The organism is Nonomuraea sp. ZG12, assembly GCF_052068115.1.
GTDB lineage: Bacteria > Actinomycetota > Actinomycetes > Streptosporangiales > Streptosporangiaceae > Nonomuraea.
The window spans coordinates 21,908-42,845 of the sequence record NZ_JBQHCW010000041.1; the positions used below are offsets into that span (position 1 = coordinate 21,908).

Consider the following 20,938-nt stretch of genomic DNA (forward strand, 5'->3'; position numbering starts at 1 on the left):
ATGGACTTCGTCCAGAACGCCAGCGATCTCGTCGACGGGCTCATGGCACAGCCCTGGGGCCAGGTGTCCGCGTCGGTCTACGAGACCGGGCGGCTGGTCACGCTCGCCCCATGGCTGCCCGGCCATGGCGAGAGGGTGGCCTTCCTGCTGGCCGAGCAGCACGGCGACGGCTCCTGGGGCGCTCCCGACGGCTACGGCCTGGTGCCCACGCTGAGCGCCACGGAGGCACTGCTGAGCACGGCGGCACAGGACCCCGCCGTCGTCCCGGCGGCCCGGTCCGGGCTGCGGGCGCTGCAGCACCTTCTCCGGCAGCCGCCCGACCTGCCCGACACGCCGGCGATCGACCTGATCGTGCCCGCCCTCGTCGAGCTGATCAACGCGCACGGCCACGGTGACCCGCTGACGGCGCCCGGCATGGACACCACCCGCCTCGACGGGGTCAAGCGGCTGCTGTCCTCGGGGCAGGAGCCGCCGCAGAAGGTGCTGCACGTCCTGGAGGTCGCGGGCACGGACGCGGCCCGAGCCGGCGCCGTCCGGCCCGCGCCGCTCGGCACCGTCGGCGCCTCCCCCGCGGCGACGGCGACCTGGCTCGCCGCACTCGCCCCGATCGACGCGGCCCTGACCCACGCGACCCCGGCCGACACGACGCAGACCCACGCGACGTTGACCGACGCGGCCGCCGCCGCCCGGCATCATCTGGAGGCGGTGGCCCGGCGGAGCGGCGGGCCGGTCCCGGTCGGGCTGCCCATCACCGTCTTCGAGCGCGGCTGGGTGCTGAGCTGGCTGATCAGGGCGGGCGTGCCGGTACGGGTGCCGCCCGAGATGATCGCCGACCTGAGGACCGCGATCCGCCCCCAGGGCACGCCCGCGGGCGCCGGGCTGCCGGCCGACGCGGACACCACCAGCGTCGCGCTCCACGCCCTGGCCCTGCTCGGCGTGCCCTGCGATCCCTCGTCCCTGATGACGTTCGACACGGGCGCCCACTTCTGCACCTGGCAGGGCGAGGACGGCGTCTCGGTCAGCGTGAACGCCCACGTGCTGGACGCGCTCGGTCAGTACGTGCGCGCCAGGCCGGCGGCGGCGGCGGTCTACGGGCCGGTGATGGCGCGCGTAGGAAGCTGGCTGGCCGCCCGGCAGCGGCCCGACGGAAGCTGGGAGGACCGCTGGCACGCCTCCCCCTTCTACGCCACGCTCAGCTGCGTCCTGGCGCTCGGCGAGTTCGGCGGGCCACGGCACGCCGCGCCGATCCACCGAGCCAGGGAATGGGTGCTGGCCAACCAGCGTGCCGACGGATCGTGGGGGCGTTGGGCGGGCGGCCCGGAGGAGACCGCCTACGCCATGCAGATTCTCCTGCTCTCCGGCCCCGAGCCGGACGAACGATGCCTGAAAGCCGCCTGGCGAGGATGCGCATTTCTCACCCAAGAAGAGGCGTTATCAGATTTTACACCGCTATGGCATGACAAGGACCTTTACTCGCCGACAGCAATCGTGCGAGCAGCCATCCTAGCCGCTCTTTACGTAGCAAAGAGCTCAAAGGGATAATTGTACGGGAAATCGGGACATAGCGTCCCGATGGTATCGATTCGCGTTGAGAGAGCAACCCTGCGTTGCTAAGGTGACCCGGGTGTCTGATTCTTGGGTTGCTCATCTTTCCGTCTTGACAAGGCAGGCTGACTACCCTGCTTTCTCCAGGGGTGGGCTCGATGCGCTTCCGTAACGCCAGTGTCCGGTCAAAGGTCACTGCACTAATCGTGTCGCTCGCACTCCTGTGGGCCTTCGCCGCCTGGGTGACGCTCCGGGAGGGCGTCAACATGCTATGGGCCGCCACCATCAACAGCAGCGTGGTGGAGCCGAGCGAGCCACTGCTCGTCGAGCTGCAGCGCGAGCGCCGGCTGACCGTCGCCAGCCTCGGCAACCGTTTGCGACCCGCCGGCGAGGCGACGCTCCGCGAGCAGCGAGTCAGGACGGACGCGGCGCACGCCGTGTTCGCCGACTCCGTCGACGGCACCGCGGTGCGGTTGGGCGCGGACGCCCTGCTGGAAGAGCGCGTGGCCGCCGTCGAGAGCCGGCTGACGGGCCTCGACGCCATCAGGAAGGCGATCGACACGGGCGTCACGCCTCCCTCACAGGCGGCGACTCCCTACAACACCATCATCGACGACTTCTACCGCATGTACGACTCCGTCGCCGCGTTCGACGACAAGGAGGTCGCCAAGGACGGCCGGACGCTGGCCGAGATGCACCACTCGCGCGAGTTCCTCGCCCGCGAGGACGCGATCATGGCCGGCGTGTTCGCCCGCGACGGGTTCACCGAGGTGGAGCACGCCGACTTCGTGGCCGCCGCCGGAGTCTTCCGCCAGACCCTGTCCGAGGCCATGGCCAAACTTCCGGAGGTGGACAGGCCCCACTACGAGGCCTGGCTCAAGAGCGCGCCCGCCACCCGGCTGCTGAGCATGGAGGAGCGGCTCATCCGGCACCGGGCGGGCACGGACGTCCTGCCCGTCAGCAGCGAGGAGTGGCGCAAGGCCGCCGAGGCGACCCTGGCCGACATGCACAACGTGACGGTCGCGGCCGGGGACCGGCTGCTGGAGCGGATCACACCCGTCGCCATCGGCGTCATCGTCCGGCTGGTGCTGGCCGGCGGCCTCGGCCTGATCGCGGTCATCGCCTCGATCGTGCTCTCCATCACCACGACCAGGCAGCTGCTCGCCCAGCTGAAGAAGCTCCGCGACGCCGCCCACGAGCTGTCCGACGAGCGACTGCCCGGCGTGGTGGAGCGGATCGGCCGCGGCGAGGTGGTCGACGTCAGCCGGGAGGTCCCCGACCTCGACTTCGGCGACGACGAGATCGGCCAGGTCGGTCAGGCGTTCAACACCGTGCAGCGCACCGCCATCAGCGTCGCCGCCGAGCAGGCCGAGCTGCGTCGCGGCATCCGCGACATCCTGCTCAGCCTGGCGCGCAGGACGCAGGGCCTGGTGCACCGGCAGCTCACCGTCCTGGACGTGATGGAGCGGCAGGAGACCGACCCCGAGGAGCTGAAGCAGCTCTTCCGCCTGGACCACCTCGCCATCCGCATGCGCCGCAACGCCGAGAACCTCATCGTGCTGTCCGGCTCCTCCCCCGCGCGCACCTGGCGCCGCTCGGTGCCCATGGTGGACGTGGTGCGCGGCGCGCTGGCCGAGGTCGAGGACTACACCCGGGTGACGCTCATGCCGATGGGCGAGGTGGTGCTCGTCGGCCGCGCCGTCGGCGACGTGATCCACCTGCTGGCCGAGCTCATCGAGAACGCCGTCTCCTTCTCGCCCCCGTACACCAACGTGCGGGTCAGCGGTCAGCTCGTGGCCAACGGCTACGTCATCGAGATCGAGGACCAGGGGCTCGGCATGAAGCCCGAGGACCTGGCGGCGGCCAACGAGCGCATCGCCGACCCGCCGGAGTTCCGCATCAGCGGCACCGCCCGGCTGGGCCTCTACGTGGTCAGCCAGCTGGCCGAACGCCACGACGTCAAGGTGGTGCTCAAGCACTCGCCCTACGGCGGCACCACGGTGGTCGTGCTGCTGCCGCAGGAACTGGTGGAGGTGGACGCCGGGCCCGAACCGGCCGACACGGACTCCTCGCCGCGGCTGCCGCGCAGGACTCCCACGTCGGCGACGGCCACGACGACACGCCCGGTGACGGAGCGCCCGGCGACCGAGCGCAACGTCCGCGCGCTGAAGGTGGCCGGCTCTTCCAGGCCGCCTCAGCAGCCTCAGCCCGACCCGCCCCAGCGAATCGAGAAGGGGGCGGCGACGGAGCCCACGCCCGAAGCACCATCCGTGTTCACCCCGGGAGGACTGCCGCTGCGGGTGCCGCAGGCCAACCTGGCCGCGGCCCTGCGTGAGGACGGCCCGCCCACCACTCCAGATCTTGAGGACGACGATGACGAGCGCTCGCCAGAGGAGATCCGGGCGATGATGGGATCCCTGCAGTCCGGCACCCGGCTCGGCAGGACCGAGGCGGCCAGGCTCATGGAAGAACAGTCGGGAGGCGACACGTGACACCAGGTGCCGGCACAGACCTCAACTGGCTCCTCGATGACCTGACCGGCCGCGTCAAGGAGGCCGAGCACGCGATCGTGCTGTCCTCCGACGGGCTGCTCATGGCTTCCTCCGCCGCGCTCCAGCGGACCGACGGCGAGCACCTGTCGGCGGTGGCCTCCGGGCTGCAGAGCCTGGCCAAAGGCGTCTCCGATCATGTGCGGGGCGGCCCGGTCAAGCAGACCGTGGTGGAGTGGAGATCGCAGTTCCTCATCGTGACCGTGGCGGGCGAGCGGGCCTGCCTCGCGGTGCTCTGCGGGCAGGGCGCCGACATCGGCCTCGTCGCCTACGAGATGGCCATGCTCGTGGCCCGCGTCGGCCAATATCTCACCTCGGGGACCCGCGCCGGGGCCGAGCGGTGAACGGGGACTACGGATCCTCGGGCGAGCCGAGCGACGAGCAGCACTGGATCGATCCGGAGATCATCCGGCCCTACGTGGTGACGCGGGGGCGGACCGCGCCCGTGCACGGCAGGTTCAACCTGATCTCCATGGCCCTCGCCGTGGGACCGCCACCGGGCCCCGACGCCGGGCTCGATCCGGAGCACCACTCGATCCTCCGGCTCTGCAGGGAGCCGAAGTCCGTGGCGGAGATCGCCGCACATCTCAACCTGCCCGCGGGCACCATCCGCGTGCTGCTCGGCGACCTGTTCGACAGGGAGCTCGTCTCGGCCCAGGAGCCGCAATCCGAAATGGACATGCGTGACATGAAGATGTACAGGGCGGTGCTCGATGGCCTTCGATCGCTCTAACCGGCCGCGCCTGCCGACGGCGATCAAGATTCTCATCGCCGGCGGGTTCGGCGCGGGCAAGACCACGATGGTCGGCGCGGTCTCGGAGACCAGACCGCTGCGCACCGAGGAGGTGCTCACCGACCGCGGCATCGGCATCGACGACCTGTCCAGCGTCGAGGCCAAACGGACGACCACGGTGGCGATGGACTTCGGCCGCATCACGATCGGCGAGGAGTACGTCCTCTACCTGTTCGGCACGCCGGGGCAGGAGCGGTTCTGGTTCGTCTGGGACGAGCTGGCGGAAGGCGCGCTGGGCGCGGTCATCCTGGCCGACACCCGCCGATTGGCCGACTGTTTTCCCTCGGTCGACTACTTCGAGCGGCGCGGCACCCCGTTCGTGGTCGCGGTCAACTGCTTCGAGAACTCCGAGACGTTCGAGCTCGCGGAGGTACGACTCGCGCTGCAGCTCAAGCCGTCGATCCCGATCATCATGTGCGACGCCAGAAAGCGTGACTCCAGCCGGGAGGTGCTCATCTCGCTGGTGAAGCACTCGGCGAAACTCCGGGCGGAGCCGGTCGGCTCCTGACCGCACGAAACGGGCCCGGCACGGCGTGCAGTCCGTGCCGGGCCCCGCTGTGTGCGCGTCAGTGCGCGTCAGTGTTTGGTAGCCTGCTCCGCGCCCACGCCGGTGAGGGATCGGACCTCGATCTCGGCGTACTTGGCGGCGTTGTACTCCTTGCTCAGGACCGTGCCGAGCCAGCCGCAGAAGAACCCGAGCGGGATCGAGATGATCCCCGGGTTGCTCAGCGGGAACCAGGCGAAGTCGGCGTCCTTGAACAGCGCCGTGGGTCCGCCCGAGACCACCGGCGAGAAGATGACCAGCAGCAGCGCGGAGACCAGGCCACCGTAGATGGCGCTGACCGCCCCCGCCGTGTTGAACCTCTTCCAGAACAGGCTGTAGAGGATCGCCGGCAGGTTGCCCGAGGCCGCGACCGCGAAGGCCAGGGCCACCAGGAACGCCACGTTCTGCCCCTGGGCGAGGATGCCCAGCCCGATGGCGGCGGCGCCGATCACCAGGGCGGAGAGCCTGGCCACCACGACCTCCTGACGCTCGCTGGCCTGGCCGCGCTTGAAGACGTGCGCGTACAGGTCGTGGGCGAAGCTGGAGGAGGAGGCGAGCGTGAGGCCCGCGACCACCGCCAGGATGGTGGCGAAGGCGACGGCGCCGATCAGCGCGAGCAGGATCGTGCCGCCCACCGGCCCGAAGATCTCCTCACCGATCCGCTGCGCCAGCAGCGGGGCGGCCGTGTTACCGGCCGGGTCCTCCGCGCGGATGGTGTCGGCGCCGACCACAGCGGCGGCACCGAAGCCGAGGACCAGCGTCAGCAGGTAGAAGGTGCCGATGAGGCCGATGCCCCACATGACCGACTTGCGCGCTGCCTTGGCGGTCGGGACCGTATAGAAGCGGATGAGGATGTGCGGCAGGCCCGCCGTGCCGAGCACCAGGGCGAGGCCGAGGCTGATCAGGTCGATCTTCCCCGCGAGTCCCTGCGCCTCGGTGCCGTACCTCAGACCCGGGCTGAGGAAGCTGCCGGTGTTGCCGGAGGGTCCGCTGGTCGTGGCGGCCTGGCTGAGCAGCGCCGACAGGTTGAAGCCGAACTTGCCCAGCACCAGGATGGTCACCAGGGCGGCGCCGCTCATCAGCAGCACGGCCTTGACGATCTGCACCCAGGTGGTGCCCTTCATGCCGCCGAACACCACGTAGATGACCATCAGGGTGCCGACGGCGATGATCGTCCACATCTTGCCGGCGTCGGAGGTGATGCCGAGCAGCAGGCCGACCAGGGCGCCCGCGCCGACCATCTGCGCGAGCAGGTAGAAGATGCTGACGACGATGGTCGAGACGCCGGCCGCGGTGCGCACCGGCCGGGGGCTCATCCTGAAGGCGAGCACGTCGGCCATGGTGAACTTGCCGGAGTTACGCATCAGCTCGGCCACCAGCAGCAGCGCCACCAGCCAGGCGACCAGGAAGCCGATGGAGTAGAGGAAGCCGTCGTAGCCGTACAGCGCGATGATGCCTGCGATGCCGAGGAACGAGGCCGCCGACATGTAGTCGCCGCCGATGGCCAGGCCGTTCTGCACGCCGGTGAACGAGCGGCCGCCCGCGTAGTAGTCAGCCGCGGTCTTGGTCTGGCGGCTGGCCCAGACCGTGATGCCGAGCGTGGCGGCCACGAAGGAAAGGAAGAGGATCGTGGCGAGGACTTGTGAACTCACTTGGCCTTCTCCTCGACCTCGTGGCGGAGCTTGTCGGAAATGGGGTCGAGCACCTTCTCCATGTGCCTGGAGTAGGCCCACGCGATGCCGAAGGTCGTCACGAACTGGAGCAACCCGAAGATCAGTCCGACGTTGATCTCACCGAGCAGTTTGATGGCCATGAAGTCGCGGGCCCAGCCCGACATCACCACGTACAGCAGGTACCACACCAGGAACGCCGCCGTCATCGGGAACGTCCACCGGCGGAAACGCCTCTTCAGATCTTGGAACTCACTGCTCCTCTGGACTTCTTCATAGACAGACGCGTCATGTTCTTGGGTTGTCACGAGACCTCCACTGTGATGCGGATCACGCTCACGGTAAGAGGGACACCTACCCCACGTGGAGGGGGAGCATGAACTTGTTCGGCGAGCCGCCGCTCAACGGCGTTCAGTTGGGCGGCGGCTGCGACGAATGGTCCGTTCGGTACGACGAACGGTTGGTCATCCTTTGACCGCTCCAGCGGTCAGCCCTTCGACGATGTAGCGCCGGATGACGGCGAACATCACCAGGGTCGGGATCACCGACACCACCGTGGCGGCCGCCATCGCGCCCCAGTCGATGTCGTACTGCGTGATGAAGGAGTTCATCGCGACCGGGATGGTCTTGGCGTCCTCGCTGTCGATGAACGTGATCGCCAGGAACAGCTCGTTCCAGCACTGCACGAAGGCGAAGATGAACGTGGCCGCGATGCCGGGCAGCATGACCGGCATCACCACTCTGATCATGGCGACCATCCGCGACGCGCCGTCGACCTGCGCGGCCTCCTCCAGCGCCACCGGCACCCGCTCGTAGAAGCCGCGCATGATGATCGTGGCGAACGGCACCAGCATGGCGACGTAGACCAGCATGAGCCCGGCCAGCCTGTTGAGCAGGTCGAGATCCGACATCAGCAGGTAGAGCGGGCCGAGCGCGATGAACAGCGGGATCATCTGGGTGACGAGGAAGGCCAGCATCAGCGCCCCCCTGCCGGGGAAGGCGAACCGGGCCAGGACGTAGCCGCCGAGCACCCCGGTCACCGTCACGACGCCGGCCGAGACCAGGGAGACCATGAGGCTGTTGAGCAGGTACGTCCCGAAGTCGGCGAAGGAGAACAGCTCGGCGTAGTGCTCGAACGTCACGGCGCCGGGCCAGTAGCGCAGCGGCAGGGAGAAGATCTCGGCCTTGGGCTTGAGCGAGGTGACGACGATCCAGTAGAGCGGGAACAGCGTGATCAGCAGCCAGACGGTGAGCACGATCACCTTGGCGAGACGTCTCATCGGGCCTTCTCGAATCGGGTCGCGTTCAGGTAGAAGACGCTGAAGGCCAGCAGCAGGCCGAGGACCAGCAGCCCGACCGCGCCCGCCCGGCCGTAGTCGCCGCCCGCGACCTGCTGGATGAGGAACGTGGTGATGATGTCGGTGCTCCCGGCCGGGCCGCCGCCCGTCATGGCGTAGATGAGGTCGGGGAAGTTGAGGATCCAGATGATCCGCAGCAGCACGATCAGCGCCAGCGTGGGCCGGATGTGCGGCAGCGTCACGTGCCAGAACTGGCGCAGCCGCGACGCCCCGTCCACCGACGCCGCCTCGTACAGCTCGCGGGGCACCGACTGCAGCGCGGCCATGATCATGATGGCGAAGAACGTCACGCCGTACCAGACGTTGGCCACGATCACCGAGGTCATCGCCCAGCCGGGCGAGGCGAGGAAGCCGATGCGCTCGTCGATGATCCCCGCCTTGAGCAGCAGGTCGTTGATCACGCCGAACTGCCCGTTGAACATCCAGCGCCACAGCAGCCCGATCAGGAACCCCGACATGGCCCACGGGAAGAACACCCACGCCTGGTAGAGCCCGCGCCCCCGGAAGTGGCGCCGCAGCAGCAGCGCCAGCCCGAACCCGAGGAAGAACTGGAAGAACAGCGACACGACCACCCAGGTGCCGGTGTTGCGCAGCGCCGTCCAGAACCGGTCCTCGGCCAGCACCGACCGGAAGTTCTCCAGCCCGACGAACGGCGTGGCGGTCAGGTCGAACAGGTTGTAGCGCTGGAAGGCGATGATCGCGCCACGCACCATCGGGTAGTACGTGAACAGCGCCACGAACACCACACCGGGCAGCAGGCACAGGGCGATGAACCTGGCCTTGCGCCCGGTGAACGCGGGTTTCGCGCGGGTGCTCAAGAGACCTTCTTCGCCTGGTCCGTCCAGAAGGCGTCCCACGACTTGAGCACCTCGGCGGTGGTCTTCTTACCGGTGATCAGCGCCTGGATGTCACGGTCGGAGTCGACGTTGAACTGGCTCCAGCCGGGATAGTCCACCGGGCGGATGGTGATGACCTGCTTGGGGTCCTGCTGCGCCTCCAGGTAGGCCTTCCAGGCGCCCTGGGAGAACTGCGGGTCGCTCTGGGCCTGCTTGGAGATGGGGATCAGTGAGTTGCCCTTGGCGAAGGCGATGCTCTGCTCGGCCTCCGACAGGAACTGCACGAGCTTGACCGCCTCCTTGGGGTGCGCGCTGAAGGAGGTGGCGCCCCAGCCCGCGTAGCCGACCGGCTGGAAGGCGTAGCCGCTCGGGCCCTTGGGGATGGGGGCGGTGGACCAGGCGGTGACCCCGCTCTCCTCCACCGTCTTGATCACTTCGGGGTCCTGGATGAGCATGCCGGTGACGCCCGAGGTGAAGCCCTGGACCATCTCCGGGTAGCCCCACGACACCGAGTCGGGCGGCGACGCCTCCTTGAAGATCTTGACGTAGAGGTCGAGGGCCTGCGTGGCCTCCGGGGTGGAGAAGATGGTGCGCTTGTCCTTCAGGAAGAAGGATTTTTCGGGATTCAGGGCCTCGCCGTTGTAGGCGCTGATCATCATGACCGCGTAGTCGGCGCCGCCCTTGCCGCCCCGGAAGGAGTAGCCGAACCGGTCGCCGGTGGTCATCTTCTTGCCCGCCTCGTAGAGCTCCTGCCAGGTCTTCGGCGGCGCGGTCATGCCGTAGTCGGTCCGGTAGAACAGCGTCCGCTGGTAGAAGCCGTAAGGGATCAGGTAGGGCTTGCCGCCGACCTCGACGGCCTTGGTCTGGGCCAGCTCGGTCAGGTCCGCCCAGCCGGGCCAGTCGGTGGTGGGCAGCTCGGCCAGCCAGCCGTTGTTGGTGAAGGACTTGGCCGTGTGGTCGCGGACCTCCAGCACGTCCAGGTCCTTCTTGGTCTGCAGGATCTGGGTGATCTTCTGGTCGGCGCTGTCCAGCGGTGGTGAGACCAGCTCGACGGTGACGCCGGGGTTGGCCTTCTCGAAGTCCGCGAGCAGCGTCCTGATCAGCTTGGTCCGCTCGGGGCTGGTCAGGCTCTCGATCATGCGCAGTTGTACCTCCCCGGAGGAGGAGGACGAGCCGGAGCCGCATCCGGCCAGCACCAGCGTGGCGGCGGCTGCTGCCGCCAGGAGGGGGGATTTCATGGTGGGGCCTCCAGAGAGGTAAGACAGCGCTGTCAATCACGCTAGGCGACTGGGCCGTTCCGGCGCTAGACCGGGACGCCGGATCGGCCGATTCGCCACCGGACCGAGACCGGCCCGGCGATCAACCGATCCGCTCCAGCGCCAGGCCCAGATCCTTGATCAGCGTCTCGGCCGCCTCCAGCCCGACCGACAGCCGCACGAGCCCGACGGGGATGCCCATGGTGACGCGCACGCTCTCCTCGGTGGACAGCGCCGGGGCGTTGACCAGGCTCTCGAACCCGCCCCACGACACTCCGATCCGGAAATGCCGCAACGCGTCGAGGAAGGAGGCGACGGCCGCGCGGGACTCCGTGGCCAGTTCGATGCTGAAAAGGCTGGAGAAGCCGGACATTTGACGAATGGCCATGCCATGACCGGGATGTGAGGGCAGTCCGGGATAGTTCACCTGCCGCACCGCCGGATGGTCCGCCAGGAACCCGGCGACCGCCATCCCGCGCTCCTGGTGCGCGACCATCCGGACGGGCAGCGTACGCAGTCCCTTGATCACCTTGGCCGCGTCGTGCGGCGACATCGCCGCCCCGTAGAGCTGGTACTCGGTCAGCGCCAGCGGCCTGATCAGCCGCGACGGCCCGGCGACCACCCCGCCCACCAGGTCGCTGTGGCCGCCCACGTACTTCGACAGGGAGTGCACGACCAGGTCCACGCCCATCGTCAGCGGCTTCTGGAAGATCGGCGTGGACCAGGTGTTGTCCATCACGGTCACCAGGCCGTGCTCGCCGGCCCAGCGGGTGACGGCGGGGATGTCGAAGATCTCGTACCGCATGTACGAGGGCGACTCGAAGTACAGTAGGCGGGTGCTCTCCCTGATAGCGCTGTCACCGGCTGCCAGATCGACGACATGCGTATGCGTGACGCCGAACTTCTCCAGGTAACGCAGAAACTGGGTGGTCGGCCCGTAGACCGCGCCCAGCACCAGCACGTGGTCGCCGGCCGAGACCAGCGAGGAGATCGTCGCCGCGATGGCGCCCATGCCCGAGGCGAAGCACTTGGCCCGCTCCGCCCGCTCCAGCGCGGCCAGCTTGCGCTGCGCCAGATCGACGGTCGGGTTGGTGCCACGCCAGTAGACGTACCTCTCGTCCTCGTTCCTGATCGCCTCGCCGAGCTCGCCCGCCGTGTCGAAAGTGAACAGGGAGTTCTCGAAGATCGGCGGGTTGACCGCGCCCATCACCCAGGGCTCGTCCTCGCCCAGCCGGCCGCAGATCCATTCATCATCCATGGGGGCAGACTATGACAGCGCGGAAACCGACCATGGTCGACGTGGCCAGGCACGCCGGGGTGAGCCTCAAAACGGTCTCGCGGGTGGTCAACCAGGAGCCGCACGTCAGCGCCGTGCTGCGGCAGCGGGTGCTGACCGCCATCAGCACGCTGGGCTTCCGCCGCAACGAGGCCGCCAGCCGCCTGGCGCGCGGCGCCACCATGCTCACCCTCGGCCTGATCATGGAGAACATCTCCAACGAGTTCTACTCCCGCCTTGCCAAGGCGGTCGAGGCGGCCGCGGCCGACCATGAGGCGCTCGTGGTGTTCGGCTCCTACGAGGAGCGGCCGGAACGGGAGCGGATGCTGGTCGAGTCGATGTACGCCCGGGGCGTCGACTCCCTCATCATCGTCCCCTCGGCCGCCGACCACGGCTGGCTGGGCGAGCATCCGGGCCTGACGGCGGTGTTCGTCGACCGGGTCCCGGCGGGCCTCGAACAGGCGGACGTGGTGGTGCTCGACGACGTCAAGGGCGGTCTCGTCGCGGCCGAGCACCTCATCGCGCGCGGCCACCGCCGCATCGCGCTGATCTCCGACGACGACGGGCTGAGCTCCGTGCACGACCGCGCGTCCGGCTACCGTACGGCGCTGCGGGCGGCGGGCCTGCCCGTCGACGAGTCCCTGGTGGTGCGGGGGGTGTTCGACCCGTGGCGGGTCTCCCGTGAGGTGAGCCGGCTGCTCGACCTGGCGGACCCGCCGACGGCGCTGTTCGCCACCAACAACCGGGCCGCGATCGGCATCCTGCAGGCGCTGCGGGAGCGTCCGGAACGGCCCGCGTACGTGGGCTTCGACGACTTCGCCCTGGCGGACGTCTTCAACCCGGGCGTCACGGTGGTCCGCTACGACGTGGCCAGGCTGGCGCGCAGCGCCGTCGACCTGCTGCTCGACGGCGAGTCGGGCAGGCGCCGGGTCAAGGTGCCGGTCGAGCTGGTCGCCCGCGGCTCGGGCGAGCTGCCCGGCCGCGCGCCGAGTCGTAGAATCGACGCCTCGCCCACCGGAGGTCGCCCATGACGTTACCCACCTCGCCCGTCCGGCTGACCGGCCATGACCTCGTGCTGCGCGAGTGGGAAGAAGCGGACCTGCCGGTCATGGCGGAGCTGTTCGACGATCCCGGCGTCGCCTACCGCACTCCGCTGGCCTCCCCCTTCGGCCTCGACGAGGCGCGCGCGTACCTGGAGAAGGCCCGCCGCACCCGCGCCGCCGGGGAGCGGCTGCACCTCGCCGTCACCACCGACGGCCACAAGCCGCTCGGCGAGGTGCTGGTCAGCCTCTCCCGGGGCAGCATGGGCTACGCCATCGGCGCCGCCCACCGCGGGCAGCGGCTGGCCCCGCGCGCCACCCGGCTGCTGATGGACTACGCCCATCAGGTCCTGGAGATCCCCCGCGTCCTGCTGGAGATCGAGCCCGACAACGCCCCCAGCATCTCCGTCGCGCGGGCCCTGGGCTTCCGGCTCACCGGCGACGAGCCGGAGCGGGTAGAGGAGAAGGGCCGCGTCCTCTTCCTGCGGACGTGGGCGCACGACCGCTGACGACGTCAGCGGGGACCGTTCCGGTCGAAGGCGGCAGCGTACTCCTCCCCTGGATCCACGAGTACGGCATAGCCGTCGGGGAGGAGGCCGAGCAGGTCCGCGCCGAGGGTGGAGAAGTAGCGCGGCTCCTGGGACTCTACGTCGCTCCCCTTGGCCGTGACGTAGTGGGCCAGCGCCTCCGGCGAGGTGAACGCGGGCACCAGGCCCTTGCCCGGCGGGCCGACGGCGATGACCCCGGGCTTGTCCATCGCCTCGCAGTAGAGGCGGGCGCGCTGGAACGCCTCGAACGACCCCTGGCGGATCCCGCCGGCAGTGCTGTCGCGCCGCAGCGTGTAGGCGAGCCAGCCGGTGCCCGCGCCTCCCCGTGAGAGGGGGTCCACGCCGTCGGTGAGATCGTCGATCTCGTCCAGGGTGAAGCCGGTGACGTGCAGGAACGCCGCCAGCACCGCCTCGGGGGCCTTGTCGGCGTCGCGCCGGGACAGCACCGCGACGTGCTCGCTGTCCGGCCACCACGGCTCGGCCAGGGCGACCTCGTCCCCCGAATTGAGCCGCAGCGTCAGCCAGTGGCGCAACCGCTCGTCCTCGCGGACCTGTGCGAGATGCCGATGGAGGCGCTCCGTCACCCGCATTTCGTTCATCCGGATCCGCGCGATCACCCGGGATTCCGCGTAGTCGTGCCACGGGGACGCACGTAGTGAAATGAACGGTAGTTCGGGCCAGGGCCGCAGCGCGTCCATGTGGTCGAGCACGCGTTGCGCGAAATCCCGGTGCTCCTGCTCGGAATGCGGCACCGGAAGCGGGGACGGAATGAGGTCGGCGAGCGGGGGGCCGGTTCGCAGTGACGCGCCGATGGCTTCGTACTCCTCCTCCGGCGTGTAGCCGAGGACGGGCTCCAGGATCAGCGCGCGGGCCCTGACGAGGGCGAGGGCGTCATCGAGCTCCGCGTTGAACTGGACGCTGTAGAACAGGACGGAGACCACCCGGTCCCTGTCGGACTCCAGCCAGTCAGCCACCGTCGTACCCCTCCCTCTGCACACCGTCGACATCGATACCCGCGCGTTTCAGAGCGCCTATGACGCGGTCCAGGTCCTCGGGTTTCGGCCTGTAGTGGCCGCTATGGCGGGAAATGGCCGTCAGCACGCCATTTTCCACCTCGATATCCCCGGCTCCGGTGACTCGTCCACCGCTCAGAAAGCTGGAGTGGTGGAACTCTCCGACCACATGCTCCTTCTCCGCGTAGAGATTGCCGTATCGATCCATGACGAAGATCGCGCGGCCTCCTCCCGGAGCCCAGTGAGAATGGGCGTCTTCGGTGTCGAAAGGCTTCCCGGTTATGTCATGGAGCCTTCCATCATGCACCACGAGACGCCTTCTCTCTAACGCCTCGGGGGTCAGGTAACGGACGCCCCGCTGGTCCTCGCCGACGTGTCGTTCTCTCATCGGAATGGTGTCCAGGGGTGGCCCGTCGGCCGCCGTTCGCGCCGGGGGGATCCGGAAGCCGCCGGGCGTGGCTGCGGGGGGTACGCCGAGGCCGTCGACGGTTCGGCCGGCCCGGCCCGCCAGCCCGCCGCCGGTGATGGCGAGGAGAGCGTCGGGGACGAGCCTGCCGAACCAGCGGACCGGCTCCTCGGTGAGGGTCTCCCAGTCGACGACCGACTTGCCGAACTCGACCGGATGCTCCGCGGCGAAGACGCCGGCGTCGCCGGCTTTCCCGATCAGGTCGGGGATCGCGCCGGGATCGGTGATCAGGCCGCCGATGGACGTGGTCCAGCCGAACTCGGCGATCCCGATGGTGGCCTCGGCGGCGCCCTGGACGAGGGGGATCGCGCCGTACTCGGCGTACCCGCGGGCCAGCTCCCCGACGCCGGGCAGGCCGAGTGCGCCGGCCGCGGCGCCCACCTGGCCGGCCCAGGCGCTCCCCGCCCAGGCCACGACGTCGTTGACCGCACCGGCCAACCGGCCGAACGGCGTCTCCTCAGCCGCAGACGTACCGGGCCGCCCGTCCTGAGCCGGGGGCGCCACGTCCTCGTGCGGGGGCGCCATGTCCTCGTGCGTGGGCGAGGAGGACTCCGGCGGGGGCGAGGAGGACTCCGGCGGGGGTGGGGTGGTTTCCTGCGGGGGTGGGGTGGTGGGGGCCGGGGTGGTCTTCAGGAGTTCGGCGCGGCGGCGGCGGAGGTCGGCACGCTGGTCGTCGAGCCAGTTCCCCGCGCGGACCAGGTCCTGGGCGGGGGCGGTGCCGACGCCGAGCCGGGCCAGCGCGCTCGCCAGGACGTGGCCCGCCTGCCGCCAGTCGCCGCCGGCTTCGGCCAGCTCCGCGTCCACGGCCCGCATGAGGTCGGGGTCGCCGCCGACATAGCCGCCGGGCGGGTCACGCAGCGCCTCCGGCGGCCGGCCGAACTGCGGGGCCGGGATCCTGACAGGGTCGCCGCCGGCCAGGGCGAGCCGTTCGACCTGCTGGAACGCCTGCTCGAAGGCGCGTCGTACCTCGGAGTGACGCTCCACCAGGCCGCCGTGCAGCCGTGCGGCGCCCGACCCGAGCAGCGCGCCGTCGCCGAAGAGCCGGAACACCCTGTCCAGCGCGCCGCCCTGCTCGTCGGCCAGGCGCGCGATCATGCGCAGTGCCTGCTCGGCCTCTTGCGGGGTCGCCATGGCGCTTCCCTTGTCCGTGGGCTCCCTCGAGCGTAGAAAGGCGGGAAGGTCTGCGGCGGGAACCATTCCTGATGCCTATGGGGTCGCTAGAGTCGTCAGGTGCCTCGGACGGACACCGAACTCGCCACACTTCTCGCACACCGGCCGGAGCTGGCCGCAGCCTCCTCCCTCGACCTGCTCGAACGGATGCTGGCCTCGCCCGAGCTCGCCATCCCGGCGCTGCTCGCCCTCGACGCCGACTGCCACACCGTCAGCCAGGCACTCCAGGTCCTCGGCGGCGATACGGGCCGGGCCGAGCTGAAGGAGATGCTCGACGACCCGCACGCGCGGCTGGACGAGGTGATCGGCACGCTGGCCGAGTGGGGGCTGGTGACGCTGGAGGGCGAGAGGGTGCTGTCACCGCACCGGCCCGGACTCTGGCAACACCCGTTCGGGCTCGGCAGGCCGTTGCGCGAGATCGCCGGCGACATCACCGCCGAGACGCTCAAGAGCATGCTCAAGGCCCTCGGCGCGCAGCCGAAGGGGCGCAAGGCCGAGCTGGTCGCACAGCTCACGCAGTGGCTGCGCGAGGAGCGGCGCGCCGTGGCGGCGCGCGCGGCCAAGCTGCCCCGCCAGTCGCGCACGCTGCTGGAGCAGATGACGGCCAGGCAGCCGGTCCAGTCCGACACGCAGGCGTTCTACGGCGGCCGGGCCACCGGTCCCCTGCAGCGGCTCGCCGAGGCCGGTTTCGTCGTCCGCGCCGGCTGGGAGTACGAGATGCCCAGGGAGGTGGCCCTGGCGCTGCGCGAGGACGGCTGGAAGCCGAGGCTGACCGGCCAGCCCGAGGTGGCCGGTGTCGCCCGTCCGGCCACTGACGGGGTGGGCGCGGCGCTGGCCGCCGTGGACCGGGTCGCTGCTCTGATGGAGCTGGCGGGGACGGAGCCCATCGCGGAGCTGAAGGCGGGTGGCGTGGGCGCCCGCGAGCTCAAGCGGCTGGGCAGGGCGCTCGGCCTGCCGGAGCCGGAGGTGGTGCTGTGGCTGGACGTCGCCTTCGCCGCCGAGCTGCTGGCGCCCGTGATGGGTGACGGGCTGGTCGCCACCACCGTCCTGGACGAGTGGCTCGCGGCCGGGCCCGCCGAGCGGTGGGAGACGCTGGCCGGGGCGTGGCGCGCGCTGCCGCACTCCCCCACGCACCGCGTGCTGGGCTGCTGCGAGGAGCACCTGTCGCCGCAGGCTCCGCCGCACCCTCTCGACTCCGGCGCCGGTGACGTGCGGCGGGCCACGCTGCGGGTGCTGCACTCGCTGCCCGCCGGGCTGGGCGCCGACGCCGCCGGGCTGCGGGCGGCCGTCGACTGGCGTACCAGGGCGACGGCGGAGTTCGCGCTCGCGGCCACGGAGTTCGTCGCCGCGACGCTGCGCGAGGGTGAGCTGCTCGGGATGGTCGCCGACGGCGGGCTGACGGTGCTGGGCCGGGCCGCGCTCGACGGTGGCCCGGCGGCGTCGCTCTTTCCCGCGCCGGCCACGACGGCGACGCTGCAGAACGACCTGACCGCGGTCGTCACCGGCTCGCCCGCGCACGAGCTGGCCGCCTTCCTCGGCGGCTGCGCCGACCTGGAGTCGCGCGACCGGGCGAGCGTGTGGCGGTTCTCCGGCGCGAGCGTGCGCCGGGCCCTGGACACGGGCGTCTCACCGGATGACCTGCTCGCCGAGCTGGAGCGGATCTCCGCCAAGGCGGTGCCCCAGCCGCTGCGTTACCTCGTCGCCGACACCGCGCGCAGGCACGGCGCCATCCGGGTGGCGGCCGCGATGTCCGTGCTGACAGCGGACGACCCGGCGCTGCTGACCGAGCTGTGCGGGGCCCGGTCGCTGCGCAAGCCGGCGCTGCGCCAGGTGGCGCCGACCGTCGCGCTGTCCGGCCTGGCTCCGGACGAGACACTGCGCCTGCTCAGGACGGCGGGCTACGCGCCGGTCGGCGTGGCGGCCGACGGGACGATCCGCGCCGAACGCCCGCAGCCGCGGCGGCTGCCCGTCGACCCGCTCCCCGGCGAACGCCTCGACCCCGCCGCGGCGGCCAAGGCGATCCGCGACGGCCGCCCGCCCGGCCTTCCGGGAGGTGACGCGGTCGACGCCGCCGCCATCACCGGCGAGGCGATCGTCGTGGTCAGGCGCGGGCGCGAGCACTACATGGACGACCTGCGGCTCACCGGGGAGATGGTGAGCGGCTACTGCCACGACTGCCAGGGCGGCCACACCTTCGACCGCGCCGAGATCGAGGACGCCTTCCTGCTGGAGCCCTAAGAAGAGCGGGGCCGCCAGTCTCCCCGGTCGAGGTCGAGGTTCTCCGGCGTGTGCAGACGCACCATGGTCCTGGCCACGCCGAGCGGCACCCGGTCCGGCGTCAGGAACGACACCGAGATCATCGCCGCGAACGCGATCGGCACCGTCCACGCCGCCGGCTGCGCCAGCAGTGCCCCGGCCAGGCCGGCGTGCGGGCCGCCGGTGATCGTGGCCAGCACGGCGAGACAGGCCAGGCCGCCACCCACGTACAGCCCGGCCAGCGCGCCGGTGGTGCTGAGCCTGCGCCACCAGATGCCGAGCACGAGCAGCGGGCAGAACGACGAGGCCGCCACCGCGAACGCCAGCCCCACCACGTCCGCCACCGGCAGGGCCCGCGCCCACAGCGCCAGCGCCAGCGGCACCGCGACGGCCATCAGCGTGGCGATCCGGAACGAGCGGACACCACCCTTGAGCAGGTCCTGCGCGATCACCCCGGCCACGGACACGGTCAGCCCCGACGACGTCGACAGGAACGCGGCGAACGCTCCCCCCGTGATCAGCGCCGTCAGCGCGTCGCCGAGCGTCCCGCCGATCATCCGCGCGGGCAGCGTCAGCACGACGGCGTCGGTGCGCACCAGGTCGGGCGCGTAGATCCGGCCGAGCCAGCCGTACACGGGCGGCAGCAGGTAGAACGCGCCGAGCAGCGTCAGCACCACCAGCGTGGTCCGGCGGGCGGCCCGGCCGTCGGGGTTGGTGTAGAAGCGGACCAGCACGTGCGGCAGCCCCATGGTGCCCAGGAAGGTGGCCAGGATCAGCGAGTACGTCGAGTAGAGGCCGTACTCCCTGGCCCCGGACAGCGGCATCTGCCAGCCGGCGGCGTCCTGCGCGGACAGGCCGGGGGCCCCGTCGGACTGCCAGGCCAGCAGCAGGAAGATCACCGGTACGGCCAGCGCGGTGAGCTTGAGCCAGTACTGGAACGCCTGCACGAACGTGATCGACCGCATGCCGCCCGACAGCACGTTGACCACGACCACGACCGCCACCAGCAGCCCGCCCGCCCACACCGGCGCGCCGGTGATCGTGCGCAGCACCAGGCCGGCGCTCTGGAACTGCGGCATCAGGTACAGCCAGCCGATGAGCACGACGAGCACGCTGGCGGTCCGGCGCACCACCATGGACTCCAGCCTGGCCTCGGCGAAGTCGGGCAGCGTGTAGGCGCCCGAGCGGCGCAGCGGCGCGGACACCAGCACCAGCAGCACCAGGTAGCCGCCGGTCCAGCCGACCGGCAGCCAGAGCATGTCCACGCCGTAGCTGAGGATGAGCCCGGCCACACCGAGGAACGACGCCGCCGACAGATACTCGCCGCCGATCGCGGAGGCGTTCCAGAGGGGGCTGACGGTGCGGGAGGCGACGTAGAAGTCGGAGGTGGTGCGGGAGACCCGGATGCCGAACGCGCCGATGAGCACGGCCGCCACCATGACGATGACGACCGCGGCCAGGCTCACGAGCGGTCGACCAGGTCGGCGAAGTGGCGCTCGTTGCGCTCCGCCTGCCGTACGTAGAGCCAGGCGCCGATGACGAAGGCGGGATAGATGAGCCCGGCGAGCACCGCCCACGGCAGGGGGACGCCGAGCACGTGCACGTCGCGCAGTTCGGGGATGAGCAGGAACAGCACCGGCAGGCTCCCCACCACGCACCCCAGGACCGTGCACACGAACGCGGCCAGCCTGAACTGGGTGCGCAGCAGCGAGCGCATGTAGACCTCGCCGAGGTGGGTCTGCTCGTCGATCTCCCGGGTGGCGGGATAGCGGGGGCGGCGGGCCGCCGCGGTGCGCGGGCTGGTGATGGCGACGCGGCGGCCAGGTTTCGGCTCAGGGCTCATTCGGGCCTTCCCTTCCTGGCGCGGCGGACGAGCAGGTCGCGCAGTTCGCGGGTGTGGCGGCGGCTGACCGGGATCTCCGTGTCGCCGACCCTGACCACGCACCTGCCAGAGTCGATGTGCAGCTCCTCGATGTGCTTGACCGCGACCAGATGGCTGCGGTGCACGCGGACGAACCCGGCCGCCGACCAGCGCTCCTCCAGCGTGGCCAGCGGGATGCGGACCAGATGGCTGCCGGTGGCGGTGTGCAGGCGAGCATAGTCACCCTGGGCCTCCACGTAGATGACGTCGGCGGTGGAGACGAATCTGGTCACGCCGCCGAGCTCGACGGGGATCGTATCGGTCTCGGCGCCCTCGACGGGCACGTCGGCCGAGACCGCCACGCGCCTGATCGCCTCGGCGAGGCGCTCCGGGCGCACCGGTTTCAGCAGGTAGTCCTCGGCCTTGATCTCGAAGGCGTCGACGGCGTGCTCCTCGTAGGCGGTGACGAACACCACCCTCGGCGGGTTGGCGAACCGCGACAGCAGGCGACCGAGCACGACGCCGTCGAGGCCGCGCATCCTGATGTCGAGGAAGACGGCGTCGATGGGCCTGCCCTCGGCGATGGCCCGGTCGAGCAGCCGCAACGCGGCAGCGCCGTCCCGGGCGGTGGCGACCTCGCCGATCCGTGGGTCGGCGCGGAGCAGGTAGGAGATGTCTTCCAGCGCGGGAAGCTCGTCATCCACCGCGAGGACCCGAAGGTGTGCCATAGACAGTGATAAAACCGACAACAAAGGTC

Annotated in this window: 19 protein-coding genes; 8 read left to right on the plus strand and 11 right to left on the minus strand. The window is 70.5% G+C overall.

What is annotated here, in order from left to right; translation table 11 throughout:
- The 5 genes from ACTMTF_RS46700 (at position 1) to ACTMTF_RS46720 (ending at position 5,395) form a co-directional block, all read left to right on the plus strand.
- Positions 1-1,542 (plus strand): prenyltransferase/squalene oxidase repeat-containing protein, encoded by a 1,542-nt coding sequence (locus ACTMTF_RS46700; RefSeq protein ID WP_441116538.1) that lies wholly within the window; start codon positions 1-3, stop codon positions 1,540-1,542.
- Positions 1,543-1,751: 209 nt separating this feature from the next.
- The gene (locus ACTMTF_RS46705; protein WP_441116539.1) at positions 1,752-4,037 is read left to right on the plus strand and encodes a sensor histidine kinase; all 2,286 of its coding nucleotides are present in this window, start codon (positions 1,752-1,754) and stop codon (positions 4,035-4,037) included.
- Positions 4,034-4,438, plus strand: coding sequence for a roadblock/LC7 domain-containing protein (locus ACTMTF_RS46710; RefSeq protein ID WP_397002041.1), 405 nt, complete (start codon positions 4,034-4,036; stop codon positions 4,436-4,438). Before ACTMTF_RS46705 ends, ACTMTF_RS46710 begins: the two co-directional genes overlap by 4 nt.
- Complete coding sequence (locus ACTMTF_RS46715; RefSeq protein WP_441116540.1) at positions 4,435-4,827, plus strand: DUF742 domain-containing protein; 393 nt, start codon at positions 4,435-4,437, stop codon at positions 4,825-4,827. The genes ACTMTF_RS46710 and ACTMTF_RS46715 overlap by 4 nt, the downstream gene beginning before the upstream one ends.
- Complete coding sequence (locus tag ACTMTF_RS46720) at positions 4,808-5,395, plus strand: GTP-binding protein (protein WP_441116541.1); 588 nt, start codon at positions 4,808-4,810, stop codon at positions 5,393-5,395. Before ACTMTF_RS46715 ends, ACTMTF_RS46720 begins: the two co-directional genes overlap by 20 nt.
- Positions 5,396-5,463: 68 nt before the next feature.
- On the opposite strand, the gene ACTMTF_RS46725 is transcribed toward ACTMTF_RS46720, so the two are convergent.
- From ACTMTF_RS46725 to ACTMTF_RS46750, 6 genes are all read right to left on the minus strand, one after another.
- Positions 5,464-7,083 (minus strand): solute symporter family protein, encoded by a 1,620-nt coding sequence (locus tag ACTMTF_RS46725; protein ID WP_441116542.1) that lies wholly within the window; start codon positions 7,081-7,083, stop codon positions 5,464-5,466.
- Positions 7,080-7,310: a DUF485 domain-containing protein gene (locus ACTMTF_RS46730; protein ID WP_229699447.1), complete on the minus strand. Its 231-nt coding sequence runs from the start codon at positions 7,308-7,310 to the stop codon at positions 7,080-7,082. The genes ACTMTF_RS46725 and ACTMTF_RS46730 overlap by 4 nt, the downstream gene beginning before the upstream one ends.
- Before the next feature lie 255 nt (positions 7,311-7,565).
- The gene (locus ACTMTF_RS46735) at positions 7,566-8,381 is read right to left on the minus strand and encodes a carbohydrate ABC transporter permease (protein ID WP_441116543.1); all 816 of its coding nucleotides are present in this window, start codon (positions 8,379-8,381) and stop codon (positions 7,566-7,568) included.
- A complete protein-coding gene (locus ACTMTF_RS46740) occupies positions 8,378-9,277 on the minus strand; it encodes a carbohydrate ABC transporter permease (RefSeq protein WP_441116544.1) in 900 nt (299 codons plus the stop codon). The genes ACTMTF_RS46735 and ACTMTF_RS46740 overlap by 4 nt, the downstream gene beginning before the upstream one ends.
- Positions 9,274-10,533, minus strand: a complete 1,260-nt coding sequence (locus ACTMTF_RS46745) for an ABC transporter substrate-binding protein (RefSeq protein WP_441116545.1) — start codon at positions 10,531-10,533, stop codon at positions 9,274-9,276. Before ACTMTF_RS46745 ends, ACTMTF_RS46740 begins: the two co-directional genes overlap by 4 nt.
- 121 nt (positions 10,534-10,654) lie before the next feature.
- Positions 10,655-11,809, minus strand: coding sequence for a trans-sulfuration enzyme family protein (locus ACTMTF_RS46750; RefSeq protein ID WP_441116546.1), 1,155 nt, complete (start codon positions 11,807-11,809; stop codon positions 10,655-10,657).
- Between the two features lie 11 nt (positions 11,810-11,820).
- On the opposite strand from ACTMTF_RS46750, the gene ACTMTF_RS46755 reads away from it, so the two are divergent.
- Both ACTMTF_RS46755 and ACTMTF_RS46760 read left to right on the plus strand, forming a co-directional pair.
- Positions 11,821-12,858, plus strand: a complete 1,038-nt coding sequence (locus ACTMTF_RS46755) for a LacI family DNA-binding transcriptional regulator (RefSeq protein ID WP_441116547.1) — start codon at positions 11,821-11,823, stop codon at positions 12,856-12,858.
- Positions 12,855-13,376: a GNAT family N-acetyltransferase gene (locus ACTMTF_RS46760; protein ID WP_441116548.1), complete on the plus strand. Its 522-nt coding sequence runs from the start codon at positions 12,855-12,857 to the stop codon at positions 13,374-13,376. The genes ACTMTF_RS46755 and ACTMTF_RS46760 overlap by 4 nt, the downstream gene beginning before the upstream one ends.
- A 5-nt stretch (positions 13,377-13,381) precedes the next feature.
- Here ACTMTF_RS46760 and ACTMTF_RS46765 read toward each other — a convergent pair whose 3' ends face one another.
- The gene (locus tag ACTMTF_RS46765; protein WP_441116549.1) at positions 13,382-14,389 is read right to left on the minus strand and encodes an SseB family protein; all 1,008 of its coding nucleotides are present in this window, start codon (positions 14,387-14,389) and stop codon (positions 13,382-13,384) included.
- Complete coding sequence (locus ACTMTF_RS46770) at positions 14,382-16,025, minus strand: hypothetical protein (protein WP_441116550.1); 1,644 nt, start codon at positions 16,023-16,025, stop codon at positions 14,382-14,384. Before ACTMTF_RS46770 ends, ACTMTF_RS46765 begins: the two co-directional genes overlap by 8 nt.
- Before the next feature lie 99 nt (positions 16,026-16,124).
- Between ACTMTF_RS46770 and ACTMTF_RS46775 the strand changes: the two genes are divergently transcribed.
- Positions 16,125-18,302: a helicase-associated domain-containing protein gene (locus ACTMTF_RS46775; protein WP_441116551.1), complete on the plus strand. Its 2,178-nt coding sequence runs from the start codon at positions 16,125-16,127 to the stop codon at positions 18,300-18,302.
- Here the strand turns inward: ACTMTF_RS46775 and ACTMTF_RS46780 are convergent.
- Genes ACTMTF_RS46780 through ACTMTF_RS46790 form a run of 3 tightly spaced genes read right to left on the minus strand, consistent with a single transcriptional unit; the run spans position 18,299 to position 20,909 of the window.
- Positions 18,299-19,786 carry a cation acetate symporter gene (locus ACTMTF_RS46780; protein ID WP_397002067.1) on the minus strand — a complete coding sequence of 496 codons (1,488 nt, stop codon included), beginning with the start codon at positions 19,784-19,786 and terminating at the stop codon, positions 18,299-18,301. The two genes, ACTMTF_RS46775 and ACTMTF_RS46780, sit on opposite strands and share 4 nt — an antisense overlap.
- Complete coding sequence (locus ACTMTF_RS46785; protein ID WP_441116552.1) at positions 19,783-20,163, minus strand: hypothetical protein; 381 nt, start codon at positions 20,161-20,163, stop codon at positions 19,783-19,785. The genes ACTMTF_RS46780 and ACTMTF_RS46785 overlap by 4 nt, the downstream gene beginning before the upstream one ends.
- Positions 20,160-20,909: a LytR/AlgR family response regulator transcription factor gene (locus tag ACTMTF_RS46790; RefSeq protein WP_441116553.1), complete on the minus strand. Its 750-nt coding sequence runs from the start codon at positions 20,907-20,909 to the stop codon at positions 20,160-20,162. Before ACTMTF_RS46790 ends, ACTMTF_RS46785 begins: the two co-directional genes overlap by 4 nt.
- Positions 20,910-20,938 lie beyond the last annotated feature (29 nt).

Bases quoted from the DNA above. Each gene is read 5' to 3' on its own strand.
- ACTMTF_RS46700 (WP_441116538.1), top strand. From the start codon at position 1: ATGGACTTCGTCCAGAACGCCAGCGATCTCGTCGACGGGCTCATGGCA.
- ACTMTF_RS46720 (WP_441116541.1), top strand. From the start codon at position 4,808: ATGGCCTTCGATCGCTCTAACCGGCCGCGCCTGCCGACGGCGATCAAG.
- ACTMTF_RS46730 (WP_229699447.1), bottom strand. From the start codon at position 7,310: ATGACGGCGGCGTTCCTGGTGTGGTACCTGCTGTACGTGGTGATGTCG.
- ACTMTF_RS46735 (WP_441116543.1), bottom strand. From the start codon at position 8,381: ATGAGACGTCTCGCCAAGGTGATCGTGCTCACCGTCTGGCTGCTGATC.
- ACTMTF_RS46745 (WP_441116545.1), bottom strand. From the start codon at position 10,533: ATGAAATCCCCCCTCCTGGCGGCAGCAGCCGCCGCCACGCTGGTGCTG.
- ACTMTF_RS46750 (WP_441116546.1), bottom strand. From the start codon at position 11,809: ATGGATGATGAATGGATCTGCGGCCGGCTGGGCGAGGACGAGCCCTGG.
- ACTMTF_RS46755 (WP_441116547.1), top strand. From the start codon at position 11,821: ATGACAGCGCGGAAACCGACCATGGTCGACGTGGCCAGGCACGCCGGG.
- ACTMTF_RS46760 (WP_441116548.1), top strand. From the start codon at position 12,855: ATGACGTTACCCACCTCGCCCGTCCGGCTGACCGGCCATGACCTCGTG.
- ACTMTF_RS46770 (WP_441116550.1), bottom strand. From the start codon at position 16,025: ATGGCGACCCCGCAAGAGGCCGAGCAGGCACTGCGCATGATCGCGCGC.
- ACTMTF_RS46785 (WP_441116552.1), bottom strand. From the start codon at position 20,163: ATGAGCCCTGAGCCGAAACCTGGCCGCCGCGTCGCCATCACCAGCCCG.
- ACTMTF_RS46790 (WP_441116553.1), bottom strand. From the start codon at position 20,909: ATGGCACACCTTCGGGTCCTCGCGGTGGATGACGAGCTTCCCGCGCTG.